We start from the raw sequence: 23315 nt of genomic DNA, 5'->3' as shown, positions 1-23315 counted from the left end.
AGATGAAAAAGAAAACAGGAATCCAGATAATTCTGCATATGTTGTTAATTGCAGGACTCAGTATAGTTGTGCTTCCTATGGTTTATATGGTTAGTACTTCATTAAAACCTAATGGTGCACTTTATGAATATCCACCTAAGTTTTTACCAGCGTTAGAGGAAATAACTCTGGAAAATTATTCTTATATATTAGGTGAAGGAAAATTTTATATTAATTTTTTGAATAGTGTTTTTGTCTCTACTTTGTCGGTTTTATTAGCAGCTGTAATTGCTTCGGCATTGGGATATGTAATAGCACGTTTTGAATTTCCAGGAAAGAAATTTCTTTTTTCCTTTATAATATTAACGATGATTATTCCGGGAATGACTTTGATTATTCCGCAGTATGAGCTGGCAGTAAAATTAAATACAATCAACAGTCTGGTAGGTTTAATTCCTTTTTATGTGGCATGGACGATACCGTATTCTACATTTATGATAAAGGGATTTGTGGAAAATATCCCAAGAGAACTTGATGAGGCAATTTATATGGATGGAGGAAGTGTATTTACAGTGTTTGCAAAAATTATTCTTCCATTGGCAAAGCCGGGAATTGCATCTGTTTCTATTTTTAATTTTTTAACGGCATGGGAAGAGTTTCCTTGGGCAAATACGGTAATCAATGATAACCTCAAGCGCACATTGCCGATTGCAATTTCAGGATTTTTTGGACAGCATCAGTTTACACAGTGGGGATATGTATTTGCATTATCTGTATTTAGTTTGTTACCAATTTTACTAGTATTTATCTTTTGTCAGAAATTTTTTGTAGAAGGGCTGACAACAGGAAGTGTAAAAGGATAGTTGCAGTTATTAGAAAATATTGTGCATTGTTTTTTTGAATGAATTCTTATATAATCTTAGGATGAAAAGTGCAGTTCAGTTACTTTATAAAAAAGAACGGATTGCAGATAAAATGATGAGAAATACAGGAAAAGAAACATATGTTACAAGATTTTGATTTAGAAAAGATAGTAGAGCCATTGTTAGAATGGTTTCAGGAAAATGCCAGAGTTTTACCATGGCGAGAATCACCTACACCTTATCGGGTGTGGGTGTCAGAAATTATGCTGCAACAGACCAGAGTAGAGGCAGTAAAACCATATTTTGAACGATTTACCAAAGAATTGCCGGAAGTAGCGGCGTTAGCCACATGCGAAGAGGAAAAGCTCTTAAAACTGTGGGAAGGTTTGGGTTACTATAATCGTGTAAGAAATATGCAGGTTGCGGCAAAGACTGTTATGGAAGAATATAACGGAATACTTCCGGCAGATTATGAAGCATTATTAAAGCTAAAGGGAATTGGAAGTTATACGGCAGGAGCAATAGCATCAATTGCCTACCAGATTCCTGTGTCGGCAGTAGATGGAAATGTACTCCGGGTAATCTCTAGGGTAACCGGGGATTACTCGGATATTATGAAGCAATCAGTTCGTGCGGAAATGGAGAGAGCTTTGAAGAATATTATGCCCCAAAATCGGGCAGGAGCATTTAATCAGGCATTGATGGAGCTTGGAGCAACTGTTTGTGTACCAAACGGAGCACCCTCTTGTGAAAAATGTCCCTGGCAGAACTTTTGTGTGGCAAATCTTCAAAATTGTTGGCAGGAAATTCCGGTAAAGACAAAAGCAAAGGCAAGGCGAATAGAAGAAAAGACAGTATTTATTATCCGAGACGGAGAAAAGATTGTGTTGCATAAACGCCCTGCAAAGGGACTGTTGGCGGGATTATATGAATTTCCCAATACGACAGGACATTTAACGGAAGAAGAAGCATTAGCGTGGGTAAAGAAACATAAATTATCGCCACTTCGAATTCAAAAGTTAGAGCCGGCAAAACACATTTTTTCCCATGTAGAATGGCATATGCAAGGCTATATGATTCGTGTGGATGAATTGACACAGGACAAAAGCGGTATGCTTTTTGTAGACGTAAAAGACTCCGAAGAGAATTATCCGATTCCGGCAGCCTTTGGTGCTTATACCAAATATATGAACATTCGACTTGGAAATGAAAAGTTTGAATAAATGAGTAAAACCCTCTGCTTGTTGCAGGGGGTTTTTATGAAAAAGATTATGAGTAAAAGTGAAGTATCACTGTATCTCCGGGAGGACCTTGCGGTTAGGCAAGGCTATGAAAAAGATTTTTAGTAAGAAATTATTGAGGGGAATCAATTCATTTCTTATGCTATATACTATAACGGGAATTTGTGACTACCCTGTGTTCATATTATGAGAAATATGTAAACAATATGTGAATAAATTATGTGAAGGAGCGTAGGGAGTTTCCATTAATAGAATCTTAAGGAAAACCATTTGGATTCTTAAGCAAAATTGTGTATAATAACAATCAGTGGAGTAAAAAAGAAGGAGACATATCGATGAAATTATTATCAATTGCAATTCCATGTTACAATTCACAGGATTACATGGAACATTGTATAGAAACACTTTTGCCAGGTGGAGAAGATGTAGAAATTATTATTGTAGACGATGGATCTAAGGATCGTACAGCAGAAATTGCAGATAGCTATGCGAAAAAGTATCCAAACATTGTAAAAGCAATTCATCAGGAAAATGGTGGACACGGAGAAGCAGTAAATACAGGAATTCGTAATGCAAGCGGATTGTATTTTAAAGTTGTTGACAGTGATGACTGGGTAAATCAGGAGGCATATACTAAGATTTTGGCAACATTGCGAGAATTATCCGGTGGAAGTGAAACATTGGATATGCTGATTAGCAACTTTGTATATGAAAAAGAAGGTGCGAAACATAAAAAGGTAATGAAGTATACCGGAATGTTACCGGAAAACAAGATGTTTCATTGGGAGGATGCAAAGCATTTTCGCAAGGGAAGATACATTCTGATGCATTCTGTTATTTATCGCACGCAATTATTGCGAGAATGTGGCTTAGAGTTGCCAAAGCATACTTTCTATGTGGATAATATATTTGTATATGTGCCACTTCCATATGTGAAAAACATGTATTATCTGAATGTAGATTTTTATCGTTACTTCATCGGAAGAGAAGACCAGTCTGTTAACGAAAAGGTTATGATTAAACGAATTGATCAGCAGATAAAGGTAAATAAAATTATGGTGGAGGCAGTAGATTTGTGGAAATTACCAAATCGTAAGCTTCGAAAATATATGTTTAATTATTTAGAAATTATTACGGTAGTTTCTACTATTATGTGTATTCGTTCCGGAACAGATGAAAATCTTGAGAAGAAACGGGAACTGTGGAAATACATAAAGGAATATGATATTCGTCTGTTCCATCATTTGCGAAGAGGAATCATGGGAACAACCATGAATCTTCCGGGAAAAGGTGGTAGAAAGATTTCCGTTGCTGCCTATAAGATATCACAAAAGGTAGTAGGATTTAATTAAAGAAAACGCTCCGCTAAGGAAGCGCACCCAATGTTGTCAACTTAAGCTTTATAGTACTTGATAGGTACTATCTTTTTTCTTATTTTTGTGTTATATTTTACTTGTTGTTTTTGGTTGTTAAATGCAGCTTTTATAATTATTACTGTATTTACGCCGATTTATATTTAAGTTACGTTCACACTTACGGTTGCATCGTATTTGTGAACGTTTCTTTTTACAACATTCTATTAAATTCACTAGTTCTTCTACCAACTCTACCTGTTTAAGAACCAAACCACTTATTATGTTGTTTACCCGATAGATTACAAAGGTTTTCCTTGTTTGATAGATTCTCGTTAGTCCTTCATCATTATCTGATTCATCATCAATTTCTTGTTTTAACAGGCTGCATATATTGGATAAAAACAGGTTTATATAAAAGTCCTGTTTTATGCAAATGCTTTTTTTACCACTGAAATTTTCGATTTCAAATCGGCTTTTGATTTCCTTATATTTTCCTTCAATTCCCCAACGTAAGAAATATAACTCTTTAAAAGCGACATGGGCAATTTCTTCTTTTGAGAGATTAGTGATTAAATACTCTTCAGTTCCATTTTCAAGTCGCAAGTGTATTGTTCGAAGTGTTCGGCATTTACTTCCACATTTTCTGTACACCTCATCATCTTCTGTATTGGTATTTCTGAGTCTGCTCATCTGCTCCTTTACACGAATGACAAATTTGATATTGTTATCAAATAAATATCCAAGAAATTCATAAGCCGGGTACCCTCTGTCAAACACTACAATACAATTATCCTGGGAGTTCCTGAATACTGTATTTTCTAATAGTGTTTTTGCCATATTTCTCTCATTTGTTCTATATGGACATATAACCCCGTCAAGAATTACATCATTTAGGACATCATAAAGCAGAGATGCACTTGCTCCTGCTATTTGTGTACCAAAACGTGACTTCATATTTCCAAACTCTTTTAAAGTTTCTGGTGTTGTCGGAAGTTGTAAATCTGTTCTGTCAATTGCATATATCTGATATCCATTCCAATTCTTTTTAGAAATGATATTACCCATAAATTCTTTGGCTGAAAGATTTAAAAAATCATGGAAAATAGCTTCAGGCAGTAACTGCCTTGCTTTTGATATTGCCTGTCGTGATACTGGTAAGGAATCTTTCGGCATCCATTTAGAAAACCATTTATCCAATTTAATATCCAATCCATTTGTGGTGCGTTGTAATAGAAAAGCAACCAGTTGGGTCAATGGCATATTTCTTTTTCTGGTAAATGCAGTTTCATTATGCGAAAAATATTTCTTTTTTAATGACTGACAACTTACCTGCTTCTGCAATTCGATGAAAATATTCTTTACAATATCTAAATAACCCATAAATGTACCTCGCAATCAATTAGTCTATAATCAATTGCGGCGCAACATTTTTTGTTCACTTTGTCAAGTACTTTTTTTATCTTAAGTTGACAACATTGGAAGCGCACCTCGCGGAGATGAAATTAGTCATAAATGACACCGCTCGGGTGCGAAAGAGTCCGACAAGCGGACTCTTTTTTATGTAATTCAAAGAAGAAATTATACAAAATATTGTGAAAATTATAATAAATTGCTATAATAAGCAGGTAGGAGGAAAGGTTTCAATTGCGAATGGAGGAAGTAAAATGAAAAATAGTATAGGAAAGAAAGTAATTGGATTTGTGGTGCTTTTGGGTGTGCTCATGATAGGAATCTGTTTTTGTAATTTGTCTGCATTAAGTATTATACAAAATTATAACAGAGAAATTAATACAGAAGTTTCGCAGATAGAGCAAAAAGTAAAAAGTGGGGATTCTAGTGGGGCAGAAGAAATAGAGAATAACTTAAATGGTATTATAAAACATAGTAATACGAGAATTAGTGGTACATATGTATTTAATTTCATATTAGTAGGTTTGGTAATCGTTATTATGACTATTGTAATTTTTATTATAATAAGAACGATTGCAATCCCTGCCCAAAAAGCCAGTGCACGTTTAGCTGGAATTGTAGAAAAAATAGAGAATGATAGAGGAGATCTTACAGAAAGAATTGATGTGAAAACCAATGATGAAGTGGGACAGCTCGTTTCTGGTATTAATGGTTTTATGGAGCAGCTACAAGGGTTGATGCAAAAGATTCAGTCGGAATCAGACAAGATGTCAGCGTCTACATTACAAATGACGAATCAGGTGGATGCATCTAATGAAAGTGCAATGAATGTATCCTCTGCGATGGAACAACTTTCTGCTAATATGCAGGAAGTAGCATCTACATTAGAGCGAATTGCATCAGGAAGTAACGACATATTAGAGCAGGTAAAAGAAATTAATGGTAAGGCAGACGAAGGGGCAAAAATGGTGAATATCATAAAGAGCCGTTCAGGAGAAATGTACCATGACACAGTTGCGAGCAAAGAGACTGCAAATACGGTAATTACTGATATCAGAGATGTATTGGAAAGTTCAGTGAAGGAAAGCAGGAGTGTAGAGAAAATAAATGAGCTTACAGGGGATATTTTGGATATTGCCAGTCAGACAAATTTGTTGGCGTTGAATGCATCCATAGAGGCTGCAAGAGCAGGAGAGGCTGGAAAGGGATTTGCAGTAGTAGCAGATGAGATAAGAGGACTTGCAGACAGCAGTCGTGATACTGCAAATAATATTCAAAATATTAGTGGAATGGTGACAGAAGCAGTAGAAAAACTGGCAAATAATGCAGAAGAGATGTTGAAATTTCTGGATGAACAGGTAATCACAGATTATGATGGATTTGTAGATATTGTTAAGCAGTATCAGGCAGATGCTGATAATATGAATGAGATTTTACAAGAATTTGTAGAAAAAGCATCTGTAATAGAAAAAACCATGCAGGATATGAATACTGGTATCAATGATATATCTATGAATGTAGATGAAGGGGCAAAGGGAGTTTCTGATGTGGCACAAAATGCAGTAAGTCTTGTAAATGCCATTTCATTGATTCACACAGAAACTGAAAACAGTCAGAGTATTTCTTCAGAATTGCAGGGAGAAGTAAAACGATTTGAAAGAGTATAATCTTGACTTTTTGAAAAAAACAATCTATAATGCGTAACAGAGTGTGAAGCGTAAGCCACACGAAGGGGTACACCACCGCGGGTGTAGTTCTCTTCGTGGTGGCTTTTTTTATGTAATAGGAAATTTCGTTGAAATTCCCTATTACATAAAAATCCTTCTGGGCAGGATTCTTTCTTGTACCTGAAAATAAAAAATCAAAGGAGTGGGAACATGATTATCAATGGAATAGAAAAAGAGTATCCAGTGGGAATTACCTTATCAGAGGTATTAGCAAAAGAAGGATATCAACCAGAGCAGATTGCAGTAGAATGCAATGAAGAAATTGTACCAAAAGCAGAATATCAAACGTATATATTAAATGATGCAGACCAACTGGAAGTTGTAAAATTTATGGGAGGTGGCTGATAAAGGGGGAATTACCAAAACGAAAAAACTTATACATATCATGCTAGAAATAAAAGTGATGTTAGAAACAAAAGTGATGTTAGAAACAAAAGTAATGTTAGAAACAAGAGGCAATATATAGAAACACAGATGAAAATATCAACAGGAGGAAACAAGATGAAAGACGATAAACTGGTACTCGGTGGACATGAGTTCGAGTCACGATTTATTTTAGGATCAGGAAAGTATAATGTAGAGTTAATTAAGGCAGCAGTGGAGCAGGCAGGAGCAGAGATTATTACCTTGGCAGTTCGTCGTGCAAATTCAGGAGGAGCAGAAAATATTTTAGACTTTATTCCCAAGGGAGTAACTTTGTTACCCAATACTTCCGGTGCAAGAGATGCCAAAGAAGCTGTGCGAATTGCAAGACTTTCCAGAGAGCTTGGATGTGGGGATTTTGTAAAAGTTGAAATTATGCGAGATTCCAAGTATTTGCTTCCGGATAATCAAGAGACAATCAAGGCAACGGAAGTTTTAGCAAAAGAAGGATTTGTCGTGTTGCCATATATGTATCCGGATTTAAATGTAGCAAGAGATTTGGTGAATGCAGGAGCAGCAGCCGTTATGCCATTGGCAGCACCAATCGGTTCCAACAAGGGATTGGCAACCAAGGAATTTATTCAGATATTGATAGATGAAATTGATTTACCGATTATTGTAGATGCAGGAATCGGTCGTCCTTCGCAGGCATGTGAAGCAATGGAGATGGGAGCTGCGGCAGTTATGGCAAATACCGCCATTGCAACAGCAGGAGATATTACCGCTATGGCATCTGCCTTTAAGAAAGCAATAGAAGCAGGAAGAGAGGCATACCTTGCAAAACTTGGAAGAGTGTTAGAAAAAGGCGGAACAGCCTCCTCCCCAATGACAGGATTTTTAAGGGATTAGAAGAGAAAGAAGGAAGAACATGGAACAGGATACAAGACCAAGAGTAAACCATATGGAATATATGGAAGGAATGGAACAAGTAGATTCGGATATTATGGATAAAGTAATTTCTGCAAGGAATGCGTATTGTGCAGAAGATTATACCGGGGCAGATGTAAAACGTGCATTAATGAAAGACCATTTAGAAATCGAAGATTTTGCGGCACTACTTTCTCCGGCAGCAGAACCATATATCGAACAGATGGCACAAAAAGCAAAACAGGAAACGGCAAAACATTTTGGAAATTCCGTGTATATGTTTACTCCGATTTATATTTCTAATTATTGTGAAAATTACTGCGTATATTGCGGATTTAACTGCCACAATCATATCCATAGAATGAAGTTAAATACCGAAGAAATTGAAAAAGAGATGGCAGCCATTGCTAAGACCGGATTAGAAGAGATTTTGATTTTAACAGGGGAAAGCAGAACACAGTCAGATGTTTCTTATATTGGTGAGGCATGTAAGATTGCAAGAAAATATTTCAAAATGGTTGGAATTGAAGTATATCCAATGAATTCCGATGAGTATGCATATTTGCAAAAGTGCGGTGCAGATTATGTGACAGTATTTCAAGAAACATACGATTCCGATAAATATGAGACATTGCATTTGGCAGGACATAAGCGAATTTTCCCATATCGATTTAATGCTCAGGAGCGAGCACTAAAGGGAGGAATGCGTGGCGTAGCATTTGCAGCTTTGTTGGGACTGGCAGATTTTAGAAAAGACGCTTTGGCAACGGGACTTCATGCATACTACATACAACGAAAATATCCATATGCAGAAATATCATTTTCCTGTCCGAGACTGCGCCCAATTGTAAATGATGCCACAATCAATCCAAAGGATGTACATGAAAAACAGTTGCTTCAGATTATGTGTGCATATCGCTTGTTCATGCCATTTGCAGGTATGACAATTTCCACCAGAGAACGTGCAGAATTCAGAAATCATGTTATTGGTATGACAGCAACCAAAATTTCAGCAGGGGTAAGTACCGGAATCGGAAGTCATTCCGATGAGGTAGAAGAAAAAGGTGACGATCAATTTGAAATTGCAGATAGCCGAAATGTAGATGAAGTATTTGCTGCAATTAAGGAGCAGGGATTACAGCCTGTTATGAATGATTATGTTTATGTCTAGGTTTTCATTTAAACGAATTGCAGTTTCTAACTGGGGACTGTATCGGAAATATCACGGCACAGGAAAAATAGAAGATTATGTTGAACATCTGGCAAAATTAGAATATATTGGTAATCCGCCGGATAGATTGATTTTACGGGAAAAAGATTTATCAGAGGAAATATATGCCAAGTTATTGGAAATGCTCCGAAAAAAGTCAGGTCAGAGTAAGGTAGAACTAATCCCACATACTTACCTTTTAGCAGCAAAAAGTCTTGGAATGGATAAAATCCACTTGCCATTTCCTATGTTAAAAAAATATAGAAATGAAAGTGGCATGGAGAAACAGGCGTTGAAAGAAATGCGTATAATCGGAACGTCCATTCATTCGGTAGAAGAAGCAAAAGAGGCAGAACAGCTTGGGGCAAATTATGTTACGGCAGGGCATATTTTTACCACAGCTTGTAAACCGGGCTTATCGCCAAGAGGTTTGGAGTTTTTAGAAGAGGTATGCGAAAGCGTGACGATTCCGGTATATGCCATTGGTGGAATACATCCGGAAAACATAACACAAATAGAAAAAAGCAATGCAGCAGGTGCATGCATGATGTCAGAGTATATGAAAGAATCTCAGAGAACTTAGAAATAGGTTTTCAGAGATTCTTTTTATATCATAGGAAATAGCCTCCTATTACATTAAAAATGCTCCGCAAGGAAATACCATGTTACATTAACGTGTAAATGCTGTGTTTATATTTTGGAAAGAAAATCCTTACAGAATTGTAAGAAAAGTGTAAGGTAGAATGAGGGCAGATTTTACATTGGTACGGTACAATAAGAAAGAATGAAAAATTAGTTGAAGAAAAATTGGAAGTTCTTTCGTTAAAGAAAATGAAAAGAACAAGTGAGGAGGAAAATTTATGAAAGATATTACATTTACCGTACCCTGTTATAATTCAGAGAGTTATATGGAGCGTTGTATAGATACTTTATTAAGTGGGGAAGAACGAGTAGAAATTATCATTGTAGATGATGGTTCCACTGACCGAACCGGTGAAATAGCAGATAATTATGCAAAAAATTATCCGGAGATTGTAAAAGTGATTCATCAGGAAAATGGTGGACATGGTGCCGGAGTAAATGCCGGATTGGAGCATGCTACGGGCAGATATTTTAAAGTGGTGGATTCGGATGACTGGTTGGAAGAATCTCAGTTGCAGAAATTGTTGCAAACAATAGAACAATGGGATAAGAGCGATACAAGAGTAGACTTAATTGTATGTAATTATATTTATGATCACTTATACGAAGGAAAAGCAAAACGGATGACTTATGGAAATGTTTTTAAGGAAAATGTGGTCTGTGGTTGGAACGACATCGGAAGATTTCGCCCCTCTCAGTATTTAGTGATGCATGCGTTGTTTTATCGGACAGATGTACTACGAAGAGCCGGGGTAAGACTTCCAAGACATACTTTTTATGTAGATAATATTTTTGCAAATCAGCCGCTTCCGTATGTACATACTATATGTTATTTGAACTTGGATATGTATCATTACTTTTTGGGAAGAGAAGATCAGTCTGTGAATGAAAAAGTATTGATGCAACGAATTGACCAGCAAATTCGTGTGACAAAATTAGTGTCTAATTGCGCAGATATCGGAAAAGTAGAGAGACGATATCCCAAGCTTGCAAATTATTTAACCAGAAATATTTCTATTATGATGGCAATTTCCTCCATTCATTTATTACTCATAGGAACTTCAGAAGCAATGCAAAAGAGAGAAATGTTGTGGAATTATATCAAGAATCACAATCAGAAATTATATTTTAAATTGAAGAGAAGAACCATAAGCGGATTGACTTATCTGCCGGGAAGGTTCGGAGCAGGAATTACACTTGCCGGATATAAAACAGCACGAAAGATATATCAGTTTAATTAGAAATAAAAATACAGAGGAAAAGAGGCAAAATAATGGAAAAAATATATTTTGCACTGGTAGATACACCGGGGCTGTTTGCATCCATCATACGAAGAGTCACAAAGAGTAATTATATCCATGTGGTAGTGGCATTGGATCAGGAATTGCAAAGGGCATATAGTGTGGGAAGAAGAAATCCGTTTATTCCATTAAGTGCAGGATTTGAAAGAGAAAATATATATCAGATTGTACAGGCATTTCCCACAGCACGTTATCGAATCGTGAGCTTGGAATGTACCAAAGAACAGAAAGCGCAGATAGAGCAGCAGTTAGAAGAATGTTATCAGCAGAGATTTCATTATCATTATTGTATCGTAGGATTGTTATTTATTCTTTTACAAAAGCCCTTCTATCAGAAAAATCACTATACCTGTTCTTCATTTTCTGCAAAGCTGTTAGAAGAAAACGGAATGAAGTTGTTTGAAAAACATTTTTCACTGGTAACCCCAAGAGATTTTTATGAGTTGCCACAAACCCATGTGGTGTATGAGGGAGCATTGCAGGAATTTATTGGAGCAGTACAGGCGGGAAATGCATACTAGGAGAATTAGGAGAAGGGGACAATATGAAACGAAAAAATCTGATAAGTGCAATAATTTTATTGCTATTAATGTTATTAACCTTTCGGGTAATTGTAAAAGGAAATGATATGGGAGCAGTTGCTGCAGCTGTACAGAATCTAAATACAGACTATCTGGTAGCAGCAGCGATTGTTGCGTTGTTTTTCATTGTAGCAGAGGGAATTATGATATGGTATTTGTTACATGCCCTACACGAGCAGGCAAATCTTTTCCGATGTATTGGATATTCTTTTGTAGGGTTCTTTTTTTCAGGAATTACACCATCTGCTACCGGAGGACAGCCTGTGCAACTATACTATATGCAAAAAGATGGACATAAGGTATCAAATAGTACCGTAGTGCTTATGGTAGTAGCACTGGTATATAAATTGGTACTGGTGCTTATGGGACTTGGTATCTTACTGTTTTATCATGCACCATTGGAAGCCTTTTTGAAAAATTATATGTATCTTTACTATTTAGGATTGTTGCTGAATGTATTGCTGGTAGGAATTTTACTGTTTGTTATGATAAGTCCAAGCTGTTTTAAGAAACTTGTGGTAGGTGGGGAGAATTTATTAAAAAGACTGCATATTTTGAAAGGTTCCGGAGAACGAACAGAAAAGTTAGTGGAAATGGCAGACCAGTATCACGAAGCAGTAGTATTTTTAGGAAAAAATAAGAGAAAAATAGCAGAGGTCATGGTTGGTACCATCCTACAAAGATGCAGTGTGTTTTTCCTTACTTATCTTATTTATCGGGGAATGGGGATGGAAGGACAGAGTATGCTTACGGTAATGATTGTGCAGGCATCGGTGTATATTGCGGTAGATATGCTTCCATTACCGGGAGCCCAGGGAATCACAGAAATGATGTATAAGACCGCATTTGCACAGATTTTTCCGGGAGCGTATCTAACTGCATCTATGTGTGTGACCCGTGGACTCAATTTTTACTTTTTATTGATAGTTAGCGCAATAGTTGCCATTGCATATCATGTGGCAGGAAAGAAAATTATAAATTGCAGATAATCTCATAGTCAGCTTCTGTAAGTTCAAAAAGTTTTGCAATCATTTTATCCAGTGCATCATACTTTAACTGAAATGTGACAGAATCCTGTTCCGTAAGAAGTTCATTCACAAGTCGGAGGATTTCCTTCTGCTCATTAAAAGAAATTATCGGAATAGGAATCTGCTCTATGTGAGAGCGTAGTACCTTTACGGAATCAAACTGTTTTGCAAATAAAAAGGCTGTAATTCTGGAATTTAAAACCGCCAGAATATATTTGATATCCAGTCCGTCAATGTGCGGAATGATAAGATTACAGCTATTCAGGGAAAGGTGCTGCTCATTATCATAGGCAAATATCGGATGCTTACTGATAAAGGGATAAACCAGTTTTTCCGGTGCACGATAATAGGTTTCTCTTGCAACCTGTTGGAAATGTTCTGGATGAAATGTGATGTAGTTTTTACTTTTTTGTATTTGGTATCTTTTAATATCAGCACCTTTTAAAACAATTTCATTGTCAGAAGTTTTTCTATGGGAGACATATTTCTTATTATCTCCGGTAACAATTCCGAGAGCAAAATCAGCTTGATTTTTTAAGGTGGTATGATGAGGATGGTTTTTTATTTTTTCTAAAACATTGTATTCGCTATCTGTAATGAAAAGGCTGAAACAATCCGAAGTTAAGGAACGTTCCTTTTGTATCACAAAAGAACCGTTTGGGTCAGAAACAGTCATGCCAATACAAGTATGTACTTTTTGTGTACGAACAAGTTGTAAAATAATGCTTGGACATTGTACGTTATCAAAAGTATCTCCTAAAAAATCCAGTCTGGAAATCAAAGTTTCTTTCAACATGAACTCACGAATGGCAGTGTGACTTTTTACATTCAAAATTGCCTTAGGAACAACAAAAGCAAGTGTACCATTTTCTTTTAACAGGGAAATGGCACGTTCTGTAAATAGGTCATAAGATTCCACACAATTACCATTGGCACATTGATAGGCTTCGCAGAGTTGCTTTTTCTCATCCTTAGAGTAGGAGTACCCCCAAGGCGGATTCCCAATAATGAAGTCATAAGAAGAATGCGCCTTGGTAGTTAAAAAGTCAGAAACGGTAATATTTTGATAAAGTAAAGCTATGTCTTCTACCTGAAACTTCAAAGCCATATTGATGCGGGTAATGGTTACACTTACAGGGTCAATGTCGTTGCCGTGTACCCGAGAAAAATCTAAGGTATCAGGGAGCTGTAACAGGAAGTTCCCCGTTCCGCAGCAAGGGTCTAAAATCTGTTTTCCCAAAAGATTTTTTTGCGTATCCACCAGATGGCGTATCAAGTGTAATACCATTTCCGTGGGTGTATAATAAGAACCTGTAGCTTTGCGGGAAGTCATATTTTTCAGAGAAATATATAATAATCCCAAGATGTCTTCGGAAGGTACATACTTATAGGATATGTCAAATAATGTGGGATATTCTGCTATAAAGGTAAGGGCAGAGTTACCACAGGAAATGAAATCATCCAATAAGGAAGTATATTGTTCCACACATAACTGTTTGGTTACATATAGTTTTAGAAAAGACTCCATGGAAGAGTCGGTGTCGGGAGGTACAAGTCCGGTTCGTTGGCAAATAAGTTGTAGGGCACATTCTGCCAGTAACAGGTTTATTTGCTCGGCAGTGAGTGTTATATCGTATTCCGAAAGTGCCAGGAAAAGCTGGCAGACGCAAGCGGTATTGGGTGAATCAGGAGAGATATAGGAACGATAAATTCCGTTTCCTGTAACAAAACGTTTGTTGCGTCTGCTTTTAAGGGCAGTATTTTTTCCGGTTGTGAGTTCTTTTTTGAAACGATTCACATAAGACTTGGAAAAATAAGTCTGCTTTCCTATGGTTTTAGTTGGAACAAGTTTCTCTAATCTTATCCAGTTTCTCCCGGTAGCGGTAGAAACAGATAAGAGATGGCATACCTCTTTTAATGTTAGCAGGTCGGACATAGTTGTTACTCCTGACCCATCTCATTTAAAATCTGACGTTTCATTTCATACAATTTATCAGATAAGTCTACATATACCTTATGAGGGTTGACAAAACGCTTTGTTTCATTCCAAAGAGTTTCTTTTTCCTTGTCACAGTATTTTTGAATATCCATGACCTTTGGAGAATGATAAATGCAGGTTCCTTTGTCAAATACTTTTACCAGAAGTTCACGCATGGAATAACTTCCCGCTTTTAACAGGGTCTTTTTCCAAGGTTCGTGTGGGTCAAACAGTCTTAAATCTTCATTCGTATCAAAAGTTTCGCCCACCAGACAGATAAGGTCTGCTTTTATCTTGTGTGAGTCTTCCTCATAAATACGATAAACGGTTTTATTTCCCGGATTGGTAACTTTTTCTGTATTTTCAGAAAGCTTAATCTTTGGAATAAATTCCCCATTTTCATTCTGAATAGCAGCAAGCTTATATACACCACCGAAAGCAGGACAATCTTTGGAAGTAATGAGATTCGTTCCTACGCCCCAGGAGGTAATGGTTGCTCCTTGGTTTTTCAAACTTTCGATTAAATATTCGTCTAAGTCGTTAGAAGCAGAAATAACTGCATCCGGAAATCCTGCATCATCCAACATTTTACGGGCTTTTTTTGACAGGTAAGCAAGGTCACCACTATCCATACGAATACCGTAAAAAGTAAGAGGAATACCGGCTGCTCGCATTTCTTTGAATACACGGATAGCGTTTGGAATACCGGAACGTAAGGTGTCATAAGTATCCACTAAAAGAATGCAGGCAGAAGGATATAAGGTAGCATAGTTTTTAAATGCAGTATATTCATCCGGAAAACTCATAATCCAGCTATGGGCATGAGTACCCTTTACCGGAACATCAAAGAGTTGTCCGCAAAGAACATTGGAAGTACCACAGCAACCACCAATTACAGCGGCTCTGGCACCGTAGGTACCGGAATCAGGTCCCTGTGCGCGACGAAGACCAAATTCCATAACACCGTCACCCTGAGCAGCATAGCAGACACGGGCAGCCTTGGTGGCAATCAGACTTTGGTGATTTAAAATATTTAAAATAGCCGTTTCTATTAATTGTGCTTCCATAATAGGTGCAACAACTTTAATCAAAGGTTCTCTTGGAAAAATAACAGTTCCTTCCGGAATGGCATAGATGTCTCCGGTGAAATGAAAATTGCTCAAGTATTCCAAGAAGTCTTCGTCAAAGATTTTTAAACTTCTTAAATAGGCAATGTCATCCTCGTCAAAATGAAGGTGTTCGATATAATCGATTACCTGCTCTAAACCGGCGCAGATAGCATAACCACCGTCACATGGATTATTGCGGTAAAAAGCATCAAATACAACGACTTCGCGATTTTTTGTTTTAAAATACCCCTGCATCATTGTCAGTTCATAAAGGTCTGTCAATAATGTTAAATTTAATGTACTCATAATTACTCCTTTCCAATACAAAATTCTAGGTTAGTGACAATATATCACATTTTCCTAAAATTTTACAGTATATATGTGATTAATTTGTGATTTTTGTTTTAGAGAGCTTTTCAATTATAGAAAAGTGTGATATTCTTTATTATTGAGTATAACCATTTTGGAGTATATATTTTCATAATGGTATTTCTGGAAACTAGACTAGAATAGAAAGGTAAATAAAAATGAAGAAGAAATTAGTAGTACTATTAGCAGCAGTTTGTGCAGTTTCTATGCTGGGCGGCTGTGGAAGTGACAAGAAAAACGATAAAAAGAGTGATAAGAAGGAAAGTAAATCAACAGTCAGTATAGATTATAATGCCTCTGATTATGTAACATTAGGAGATTATTTAGGAATGCAGGTGGCACTGGATTCTAATTATGAAGTAACAGATGATGATGTAAAGAGCAAGATAGAAACATTGATAGCTTCTTACCCTGCATACGAAGATACCGATAAAACAACCGTAGAAAATGGTGATTTTGTAAATATCGACTATGAAGGATTAAAAGACGGAGTAGCATTTGACGGCGGAACAGCGAAGGGAACGGTTCTTGAAATAGGATCTAATAAGTTTATTGACGGATTTGAATCCGGACTCATTGGTGCCAATGTAGGAGATACGGTTTCTTTGAATTTGACCTTCCCGGAAAATTATCAGAGTACAGAGCTTGCGGGACAGGCAGTAGTATTTAACGTAACAATCAATAAAATTGTAACAAAACAAGATATTAATTATGATAATATAACAGACCAGTATGTGGCTGATAACTTTAGCAGTCAGGGTTATGAGACAGTACAGGCATTAAAAGACGGAGTTAAGGAACAGTTGACAAAGAGTAACGAATCTACAAAAGAGACAGATACTCAGAGTGCGATTTTGGAAAAATTACAGGAAGTATGTACGGTAAACAGTCTTCCGGACGGAGTATTAGACCAGAGAGTCAAGGATTATAAGGACGAAATGGAAAAGACTTTGAAGGATAAATATAACATGAGTGTAGAAGATTATTTATCCTCTATGAATGAGACACAGGAAGAATTTGATACAGAAGTAAACGATTATATGCAGAAGAATCTGGAAGTAGAACTGATTCTTACAGCAATTGCAGATAAAGAAGGAATTGAAGTAGACGAAGACGGATATAAAGAGTATATCAATAATATTATCAGTAACGGAAATTATGCAGATGAAAATGCATTGATGGATGAATATGGCGAAGATTATGTAAAAAACATCTATCGTAATAATAAGGCAATGGATTTGATTACAGAAAAAGCAGTGGTAACTTACGGAAATACTGTTACAGAATAAATAATAGGAAGAATAGGAGAAAAGTTATGGAATTGATTAATATCAGAGACTTATATCGGGAAAAGGAAAAATATTTAGACCAGAACATTCAGATTGGCGGATGGGTTAGAAGCATTCGTAATTCTAAGAACTTTGGTTTTATTGTAGTAAATGATGGTACCTTTTTTGAACCATTGCAGGTAGTATATCATGACGGACTGGAAAACTTTGCAGAAGTTGAAAAGTTAAACGTAGGTGCGGCAATCATCGTAAAAGGAAAATTAGTAGCAACTCCGGATGCAAAACAGCCATTTGAAATTCAGGCAGATGAGGTGCAGATTGAGGGTCAGTCAACTCCGGACTACCCATTGCAGAAAAAGAGACATAGCTTTGAATATTTAAGAACAGTATCTCATTTAAGACCACGCACCAATACTTTTGAAGCTGTTTTCAGAGTACGTTCTTTGATTGCCTATGCAATTCATAAATTCTTTCAGGAGAGAGATTTTGTTTATGTGCATACACCATTGATTACCGGAAGTGACTGCGAAGGTGCAGGAGAAATGTTCCAGGTTACTACATTGGACTTAAAAGATATTCCAAAGAATGACGATGGTTCCGTAGATTATAGTCAGGACTTCTTTAATAAGCCAACTAATCTTACCGTAAGCGGTCAGTTAAATGGTGAGACTTATGCTATGGCATTTAAAAATATCTATACGTTTGGACCGACTTTCCGTGCGGAGAATTCCAATACAACCAGACATGCAGCAGAGTTCTGGATGATTGAGCCTGAAATTGCATTTGCAGACTTAGAGGACGATATGATATTGGCAGAAAGTATGTTAAAATATGTAATTTCTTATGTATTAGAGCATGCACCGGAAGAAATGAAATTCTTTAATAACTTTGTAGACAAGGGATTGTTAGAGCGTTTAAATCATGTAGTTAATTCTGAGTTTGCCCGTGTTACTTATACAGAAGCAGTGGAAATCTTAGAAAAACATAACGATAAGTTTGATTATAAGGTAAGCTGGGGCTGTGATTTACAGACAGAGCATGAACGTTATCTGACAGAAGAGATTTATAAGAGACCGGTATTTGTAACTGATTATCCAAAGGATATCAAAGCATTCTATATGAAATTGAATCCGGATGGAAAAACAGTAGCAGCCGTAGACTGTCTGGTACCTGGAATCGGTGAGATTATCGGTGGAAGCCAAAGAGAAGATGATTACGATAAATTGTGCCAGAGAATGGATGAATTAGGACTGAAAAAAGAAGACTATGACTTCTATTTAGACCTTAGAAAGTACGGAAGTGCAAGACATGCAGGATTTGGTCTTGGATTTGAACGTTGCGTTATGTATTTAACAGGAATGGGAAATATCCGTGACGTAATTCCATTTCCAAGAACAGTAAATAACTGCGAATTATAGAAAATACAGAAAGAAAGGGTCCCTAAGGGGACTCTTTTTTGGTACTAAATTCACAAATTCATAAAAAAACAACATAATAACACAAAAAAACAACACAATGCTTTTTCACATCAAGCTATAATATTATTAGGGGAAAATTGATAAAGAAGAGTAAAAGGTGAAGGAGAAAGCAGTGTGCGTGAGAGATATCTGAAATATGTATATAGTTTTATACACACATTGATTTCCGGTATTGGGAGAAAGAGAAACAACTATCTTGTAATTAAACACTATAACAGATTCGATATCCCATCAGAAGATATTGAACAGATAAGAAATCAATACCCGGACATTGATGTGTTTTACCACAGCTTTTATGAAAAAGAAATGCCAGATGCATATGAGCCATTTCTAAGCCTGATAAAAGAGCTTTATCAGCAAAACCGAGAAATGCCCATAGAACAATTTTTAGAGGAATGTGGTGTGTACAGCCAACAGTGGGAACTATTCCGTTCTTATATGACAGAAGGAATTTGCAGAAGAAAAGAAGAGATTCTGTTAAGCGAAGTAACTTATGAGCAGAAGCGTATGATAGACTCTTTGATTAACGCAATGATTTATTGTTCTCGTAAACGACCGTTTTTGTTAGTATTGAATGGATTTCATTTAGCAGGCGGGGCAACGGTGTATTTGATGAAACAACTTTTGCATTACGAAGATACAGAAAACTTCTGTGTGTTATTAGCATATAATAGTCTTCATACAGTTCCTACGCATATAGCGCAAATTTGGAATGAGTATATAGAAGTATTAGAAGAAAACGGATGCATTATTAATGGAGAAATGATGATGAATCCGGGAGAAACAGAAGAGGAAGCAGCCGTCTTTCATTTTGAATCAGCTCATATTACCCGGTATTTGAAGTATCTTCATAATATGTATGAAACTTTGGATTTAGAGCAGGCAAAGTATTATTTGAAGATTATTTACCATAAGCTGGAAATGGAAAATCTGTATCTAAAAGAAACAGATAAGTTTCAGGTATTAGAATTATATGCCAGAGTCTGCATCTTGTCGGATGACATACCAAATGCTTTAATGGTATGTGAAAATTTACAAAGTGTGGAATGGCAAAAAGAACAACAGGAAGGTCAATATCTTTATTACTATCTGCTGGGGGTTACGCAGATGTATAGCGGTAATTTAAAAGAAGCCATTTCCTGTGCAAAAAAATGTGAGGCAATAGCCCAAACCATGAAAAGTGATTTTTATAGTTTTAAGGCAGAAATGCTAGAGGTTATGGCGCGAATGTCAGGCTGGCATAACATTTTGTTCTGTGTAAATGATGTAGAAATCAATCCAGGTTTTTTGGAGAGAGCCGAAAAGTATGAACATTGGAATCATTTAGCATATACTTATGTGTTTGCTTATGATAATTCCAAAGAACTTTTTCAGGGAATTACCGGAATTGAAGAACGATTGGTACATTATGCAAAGGGATTAGAACTTGCAGAAAAAATAGATAACCAGTATCTGATGGTAGAGGCATATCGTAAGAATATTATGATTGCGTCTGTACACGGATTATTTGAAATATCAGATTATTACTATTATAAATGGAAAGATTTAATCAAAGACAGTGATTCTTTTGCCATGGCAAATATTTATAACGGATTAGGATATAACTGTTGTGCCACAGAAAAGTACGAAAAAGCCAATGAATGTTATAACAAGGCATTGAAGTTATTTTATGACCTTGAACGAGTAGATTATATGGGAGAAACTTTTTATAATCTGGCGTTAAATTGTATTTTGGCAGAGGACTTTGAGTCTGCATACACTTATTTGACATTGTGTTTAAAGATTGTACGCAAGAAAAAATTAAATGACCTTCGTATCTGTAATATTTCAAAACTGTTTGGCTTGTTGGCATTGTGCAGCTTTAAATTAAATATGGTATACAATGCAAAGATGTATTTAAAGAGCAACAAACAGTTTTTAAGCCATATATTAGAAAAGAATCAGAAGGAAATAAAAGATAATTTAGACCCATCGTATACTTTGTGTGATGATGATATTTTCTTGAGCTTTTATGTAGAAGGATTGATTGATACCGAAGAAGAGCATTATGAAGAAGCGTTAAAAAACTTTGATTTAGCAAATCTGTATGTAGAAAGATCCAAGGGATTTCAGTTTTTCAGTTATGTGCAATATCATACGGCAAAGGCAAATCTTTTCTACAAGATGGAAAGAAAAGACCTTGCGGAAAAAGAACTGGGATTGGCACTTGAATATGCAAGAGTACACAAAAATGTGCAGAAGGCAATACAGCTTCAAAACTTGTTAGAAGGACAAAACAGTATTGCAAATCGCTATGACTTACGATTGCAAAGGCTTACCATGGAAGAAATTACGCAAATTATCAAACAGGCAGGAATCTTGCGTGATTATCAGGATTTGAAAAAGCAGATGCAGTTTTTGACAATCTGGCAGAAAATCATTGCCATTGATGGAAAAGAAAGAGACACATTAGTAGACAATGCGCTGAGTGTATTTTCAATTAATGCAAACTTAGATGGAATTATTTTTATTAAGTATTACAATGGAAAACCACAGATTTTATACAAGAACACACCAATTCCGTTAAGTGATGAAATGATTCCAATCTTAGAAGAATATTTTTCAAAGCATAGAAGTGGATTTGTTACGTCCAAACTTCAGGCAAATTACAATGAATATCATCGTGTGATTTCACTGTTTGGAGCAAGTAAAGTATGCTCTATGCTGTGTACACCGTTTTATGCGAATGAGAAGTTAGATAGTATTTTTGTTTCCTACATATTGATGAAGGACAACTGGAGTTCCCCAATTAACCGTTATATGTTAGATGAAAGTGACTATAATATGTTTACGCTGGTGTTCCAACAGCTTTTGGATGCGTTGGCAAAATTGGAAAATGACAGAAAAATTCAAAAAATCAATGCCAAGTTAGAACGTTCTGCGGTTACGGATTTCTTAACCGGATTATATAACCGGGATGGATTTTTCCGGAATGTGGAGACCATGTTGGAGCGCAGTCTAAAAGAAAAATGCAGCATGGATATGGCATTGATATATTTGGATTTGGATAATTTCAAGTATTATAACGATACCTTCGGACATGATGTAGGAGATATTGTGCTAAAAGAAATCGCAATTATTTTAAAGAAAATTTCCCGCAATAATGGATTTGCCACAAGATTTGGTGGGGATGAATTTTTGGTAACTATCATGAGCGCGCAGCGAGAAACGGCACAAAAGACAGCAACACAAATCATGGAAAAAATTAAGGAAGCACAATACTTTATTCCGATGATTGAAGAATTCTTAGGAGAAGAAGTTGTAATTCCGGAAAATAAAAAAGTTTCCTGCTCCATGGGAATTGTATTAAGAGAAAACATTCGTGAAAAGCAGGAATTTGGGGATATCATCAAGGAAGCAGATAAAGCCTTGTATGATATAAAGCGAACGACAAAAAATAATTATCGTTTCGCAGATGAAATTAATTAGGAGTATTTTTTAAAGTCTCCGCAATGGCATTCATAAATAGAGCATGGATGCGGTTGTGGAGATTTTCTCCCAGAAGCTTAATATTGTCTTTGGGAATAATTCCACCGGACATACTGGGATGTCCACCACCACTACCAAGACCATTCAAAGTACGGGAAATTAACGTACCTGCATGGATACGGGTTTCTTCACTACGGATGGAAAAACGAATACCGTCTGTCTGCATTGCATATACGATTGCAATATCTACCACATCTAAAGAAAGAATAAAATCAGAAATAATCGCAATTAATGCCTGAGCACAGTTAAATGGAATATAAGCAAATCCGGTACGGTCATAGATACAGATATTTTGAATGGCAGCACCATAGGCTCGTAGATCGTCAAATTCCATAGTATTGGAATACATATAAGTAACCAGACTCCAGTCAGACTTGGGGAATAGAAAAGCCAGCATATCGGTGTCAAGACGAGTAGTGCCACGGGTAAAATCAGCAGTATCCATTTTGATACCGTAGGCTAAAGCTGCGGCACATTTGGGAGAAATAGGAGTATCGGTACTGGCATAGTAAGAAGCAATGATAGAGGCACAGGCTCCTACCGGTTGAATATCGCTGTATTCATAATGATATGGAAAATAAGTAGGGTGGTGATCGATACATGCCACTTCATCCCCAATAAAATCGGTAACATTACCGTTCTTTTTCTGAGAATCCACTAAAATAATAAAGTCAGATTCCTTCATATGAGACAGTTCTTCCTTGGAAAACATAGTGATTCCAAAAGTATCTAGCATTTTTTTAGAACTTAGACGGTCAATTCGTCCATCATAGCAAAGAGAAGACTCAATGCCGTAATAAGCCAAAAACTGCTGTAATCCGAAAGCACTGGAAATGGCATCCGGGTCCGGAAAATTGTGTGCCTGGATAAAAACTGTATGATTTTTTAAAATGGAAATCAATGTTAGCGGATTCATAAAATACCCCGTTTCTGTAAT

18 protein-coding genes are annotated in these 23315 nt (G+C 36.4%); 14 read left to right on the top strand and 4 right to left on the bottom strand.

Annotated elements, in window-relative coordinates; genetic code table 11:
• Positions 1-2: 2 nt before the first annotated feature.
• From KQI83_RS06135 to KQI83_RS06125, 3 genes are all read left to right on the top strand, one after another.
• Positions 3-842, top strand: a complete 840-nt coding sequence (locus tag KQI83_RS06135; RefSeq protein WP_216555582.1) for a carbohydrate ABC transporter permease — start codon at positions 3-5, stop codon at positions 840-842.
• A gap of 140 nt (positions 843-982) precedes the next feature.
• Positions 983-2065 (top strand): A/G-specific adenine glycosylase, encoded by a 1083-nt coding sequence (gene mutY / locus KQI83_RS06130; protein WP_216555579.1) that lies wholly within the window; start codon positions 983-985, stop codon positions 2063-2065.
• Between the two features lie 353 nt (positions 2066-2418).
• On the top strand, positions 2419-3435 hold the full coding sequence (locus KQI83_RS06125; RefSeq protein ID WP_216555576.1) for a glycosyltransferase family 2 protein: 1017 nt from the start codon (positions 2419-2421) through the stop codon (positions 3433-3435).
• Between the two features lie 117 nt (positions 3436-3552).
• On the opposite strand, the gene KQI83_RS06120 is transcribed toward KQI83_RS06125, so the two are convergent.
• A complete protein-coding gene (locus KQI83_RS06120; RefSeq protein ID WP_216555574.1) occupies positions 3553-4818 on the bottom strand; it encodes an IS4 family transposase in 1266 nt (421 codons plus the stop codon).
• Positions 4819-5102: 284 nt separating this feature from the next.
• Here KQI83_RS06120 and KQI83_RS06115 point away from each other — a divergent pair, with 284 nt between their 5' ends.
• The 8 genes from KQI83_RS06115 to KQI83_RS06080 all read left to right on the top strand — a co-directional run bounded on the left by KQI83_RS06115 (position 5103) and on the right by KQI83_RS06080 (position 12588).
• Positions 5103-6515: a methyl-accepting chemotaxis protein gene (locus KQI83_RS06115; protein ID WP_216555571.1), complete on the top strand. Its 1413-nt coding sequence runs from the start codon at positions 5103-5105 to the stop codon at positions 6513-6515.
• A 210-nt stretch (positions 6516-6725) separates the two neighbouring features.
• The gene (thiS, locus tag KQI83_RS06110) at positions 6726-6920 is read left to right on the top strand and encodes a sulfur carrier protein ThiS (protein ID WP_216555568.1); all 195 of its coding nucleotides are present in this window, start codon (positions 6726-6728) and stop codon (positions 6918-6920) included.
• A gap of 156 nt (positions 6921-7076) precedes the next feature.
• Positions 7077-7847, top strand: a complete 771-nt coding sequence (locus KQI83_RS06105; RefSeq protein WP_216555566.1) for a thiazole synthase — start codon at positions 7077-7079, stop codon at positions 7845-7847.
• 19 nt (positions 7848-7866) lie between these two features.
• Entirely contained in the window at positions 7867-9036 is a 1170-nt protein-coding gene (gene thiH, locus KQI83_RS06100; RefSeq protein ID WP_216555563.1) for a 2-iminoacetate synthase ThiH, read from the top strand.
• The gene (locus KQI83_RS06095; protein WP_216555560.1) at positions 9029-9658 is read left to right on the top strand and encodes a thiamine phosphate synthase; all 630 of its coding nucleotides are present in this window, start codon (positions 9029-9031) and stop codon (positions 9656-9658) included. Before thiH ends, KQI83_RS06095 begins: the two co-directional genes overlap by 8 nt.
• A 277-nt stretch (positions 9659-9935) precedes the next feature.
• Positions 9936-10958: a glycosyltransferase family 2 protein gene (locus tag KQI83_RS06090; protein WP_216555557.1), complete on the top strand. Its 1023-nt coding sequence runs from the start codon at positions 9936-9938 to the stop codon at positions 10956-10958.
• Between the two features lie 32 nt (positions 10959-10990).
• Positions 10991-11539: a hypothetical protein gene (locus KQI83_RS06085; protein WP_216555554.1), complete on the top strand. Its 549-nt coding sequence runs from the start codon at positions 10991-10993 to the stop codon at positions 11537-11539.
• Positions 11540-11562: 23 nt separating this feature from the next.
• Positions 11563-12588, top strand: coding sequence for a lysylphosphatidylglycerol synthase transmembrane domain-containing protein (locus tag KQI83_RS06080; RefSeq protein WP_216555551.1), 1026 nt, complete (start codon positions 11563-11565; stop codon positions 12586-12588).
• On the opposite strand, the gene KQI83_RS06075 is transcribed toward KQI83_RS06080, so the two are convergent.
• Both KQI83_RS06075 and KQI83_RS06070 read right to left on the bottom strand, forming a co-directional pair.
• Positions 12572-14563, bottom strand: a complete 1992-nt coding sequence (locus tag KQI83_RS06075; RefSeq protein WP_216555549.1) for a TaqI-like C-terminal specificity domain-containing protein — start codon at positions 14561-14563, stop codon at positions 12572-12574. The genes KQI83_RS06080 and KQI83_RS06075 overlap by 17 nt on opposite strands.
• 5 nt (positions 14564-14568) lie before the next feature.
• Positions 14569-16020: a nicotinate phosphoribosyltransferase gene (locus tag KQI83_RS06070; protein WP_216555548.1), complete on the bottom strand. Its 1452-nt coding sequence runs from the start codon at positions 16018-16020 to the stop codon at positions 14569-14571.
• 221 nt (positions 16021-16241) lie between these two features.
• Here KQI83_RS06070 and tig point away from each other — a divergent pair, with 221 nt between their 5' ends.
• The 3 genes from tig (at position 16242) to KQI83_RS17045 (ending at position 22318) form a co-directional block, all read left to right on the top strand.
• Positions 16242-17372, top strand: coding sequence for a trigger factor (gene tig / locus KQI83_RS06065; RefSeq protein ID WP_216555547.1), 1131 nt, complete (start codon positions 16242-16244; stop codon positions 17370-17372).
• Positions 17373-17398: 26 nt separating this feature from the next.
• Positions 17399-18790 (top strand): asparagine--tRNA ligase, encoded by a 1392-nt coding sequence (asnS, locus tag KQI83_RS06060; RefSeq protein ID WP_216555546.1) that lies wholly within the window; start codon positions 17399-17401, stop codon positions 18788-18790.
• 174 nt (positions 18791-18964) lie between these two features.
• Positions 18965-22318, top strand: coding sequence for a tetratricopeptide repeat-containing diguanylate cyclase (locus tag KQI83_RS17045; RefSeq protein WP_216555544.1), 3354 nt, complete (start codon positions 18965-18967; stop codon positions 22316-22318).
• Here KQI83_RS17045 and KQI83_RS06050 read toward each other — a convergent pair.
• A complete protein-coding gene (locus KQI83_RS06050) occupies positions 22311-23294 on the bottom strand; it encodes a DHH family phosphoesterase (RefSeq protein WP_216555543.1) in 984 nt (327 codons plus the stop codon). The genes KQI83_RS17045 and KQI83_RS06050 overlap by 8 nt on opposite strands.
• Between the last annotated feature and the right edge of the window lie 21 nt (positions 23295-23315).

This window comes from Roseburia sp. MSJ-14, from assembly GCF_018918225.1.
GTDB lineage: Bacteria > Bacillota > Clostridia > Lachnospirales > Lachnospiraceae > Petralouisia.
The sequence above is the reverse complement of the archived record's forward strand: the minus strand, read 5'-3'. Positions and strand labels throughout refer to the sequence as shown.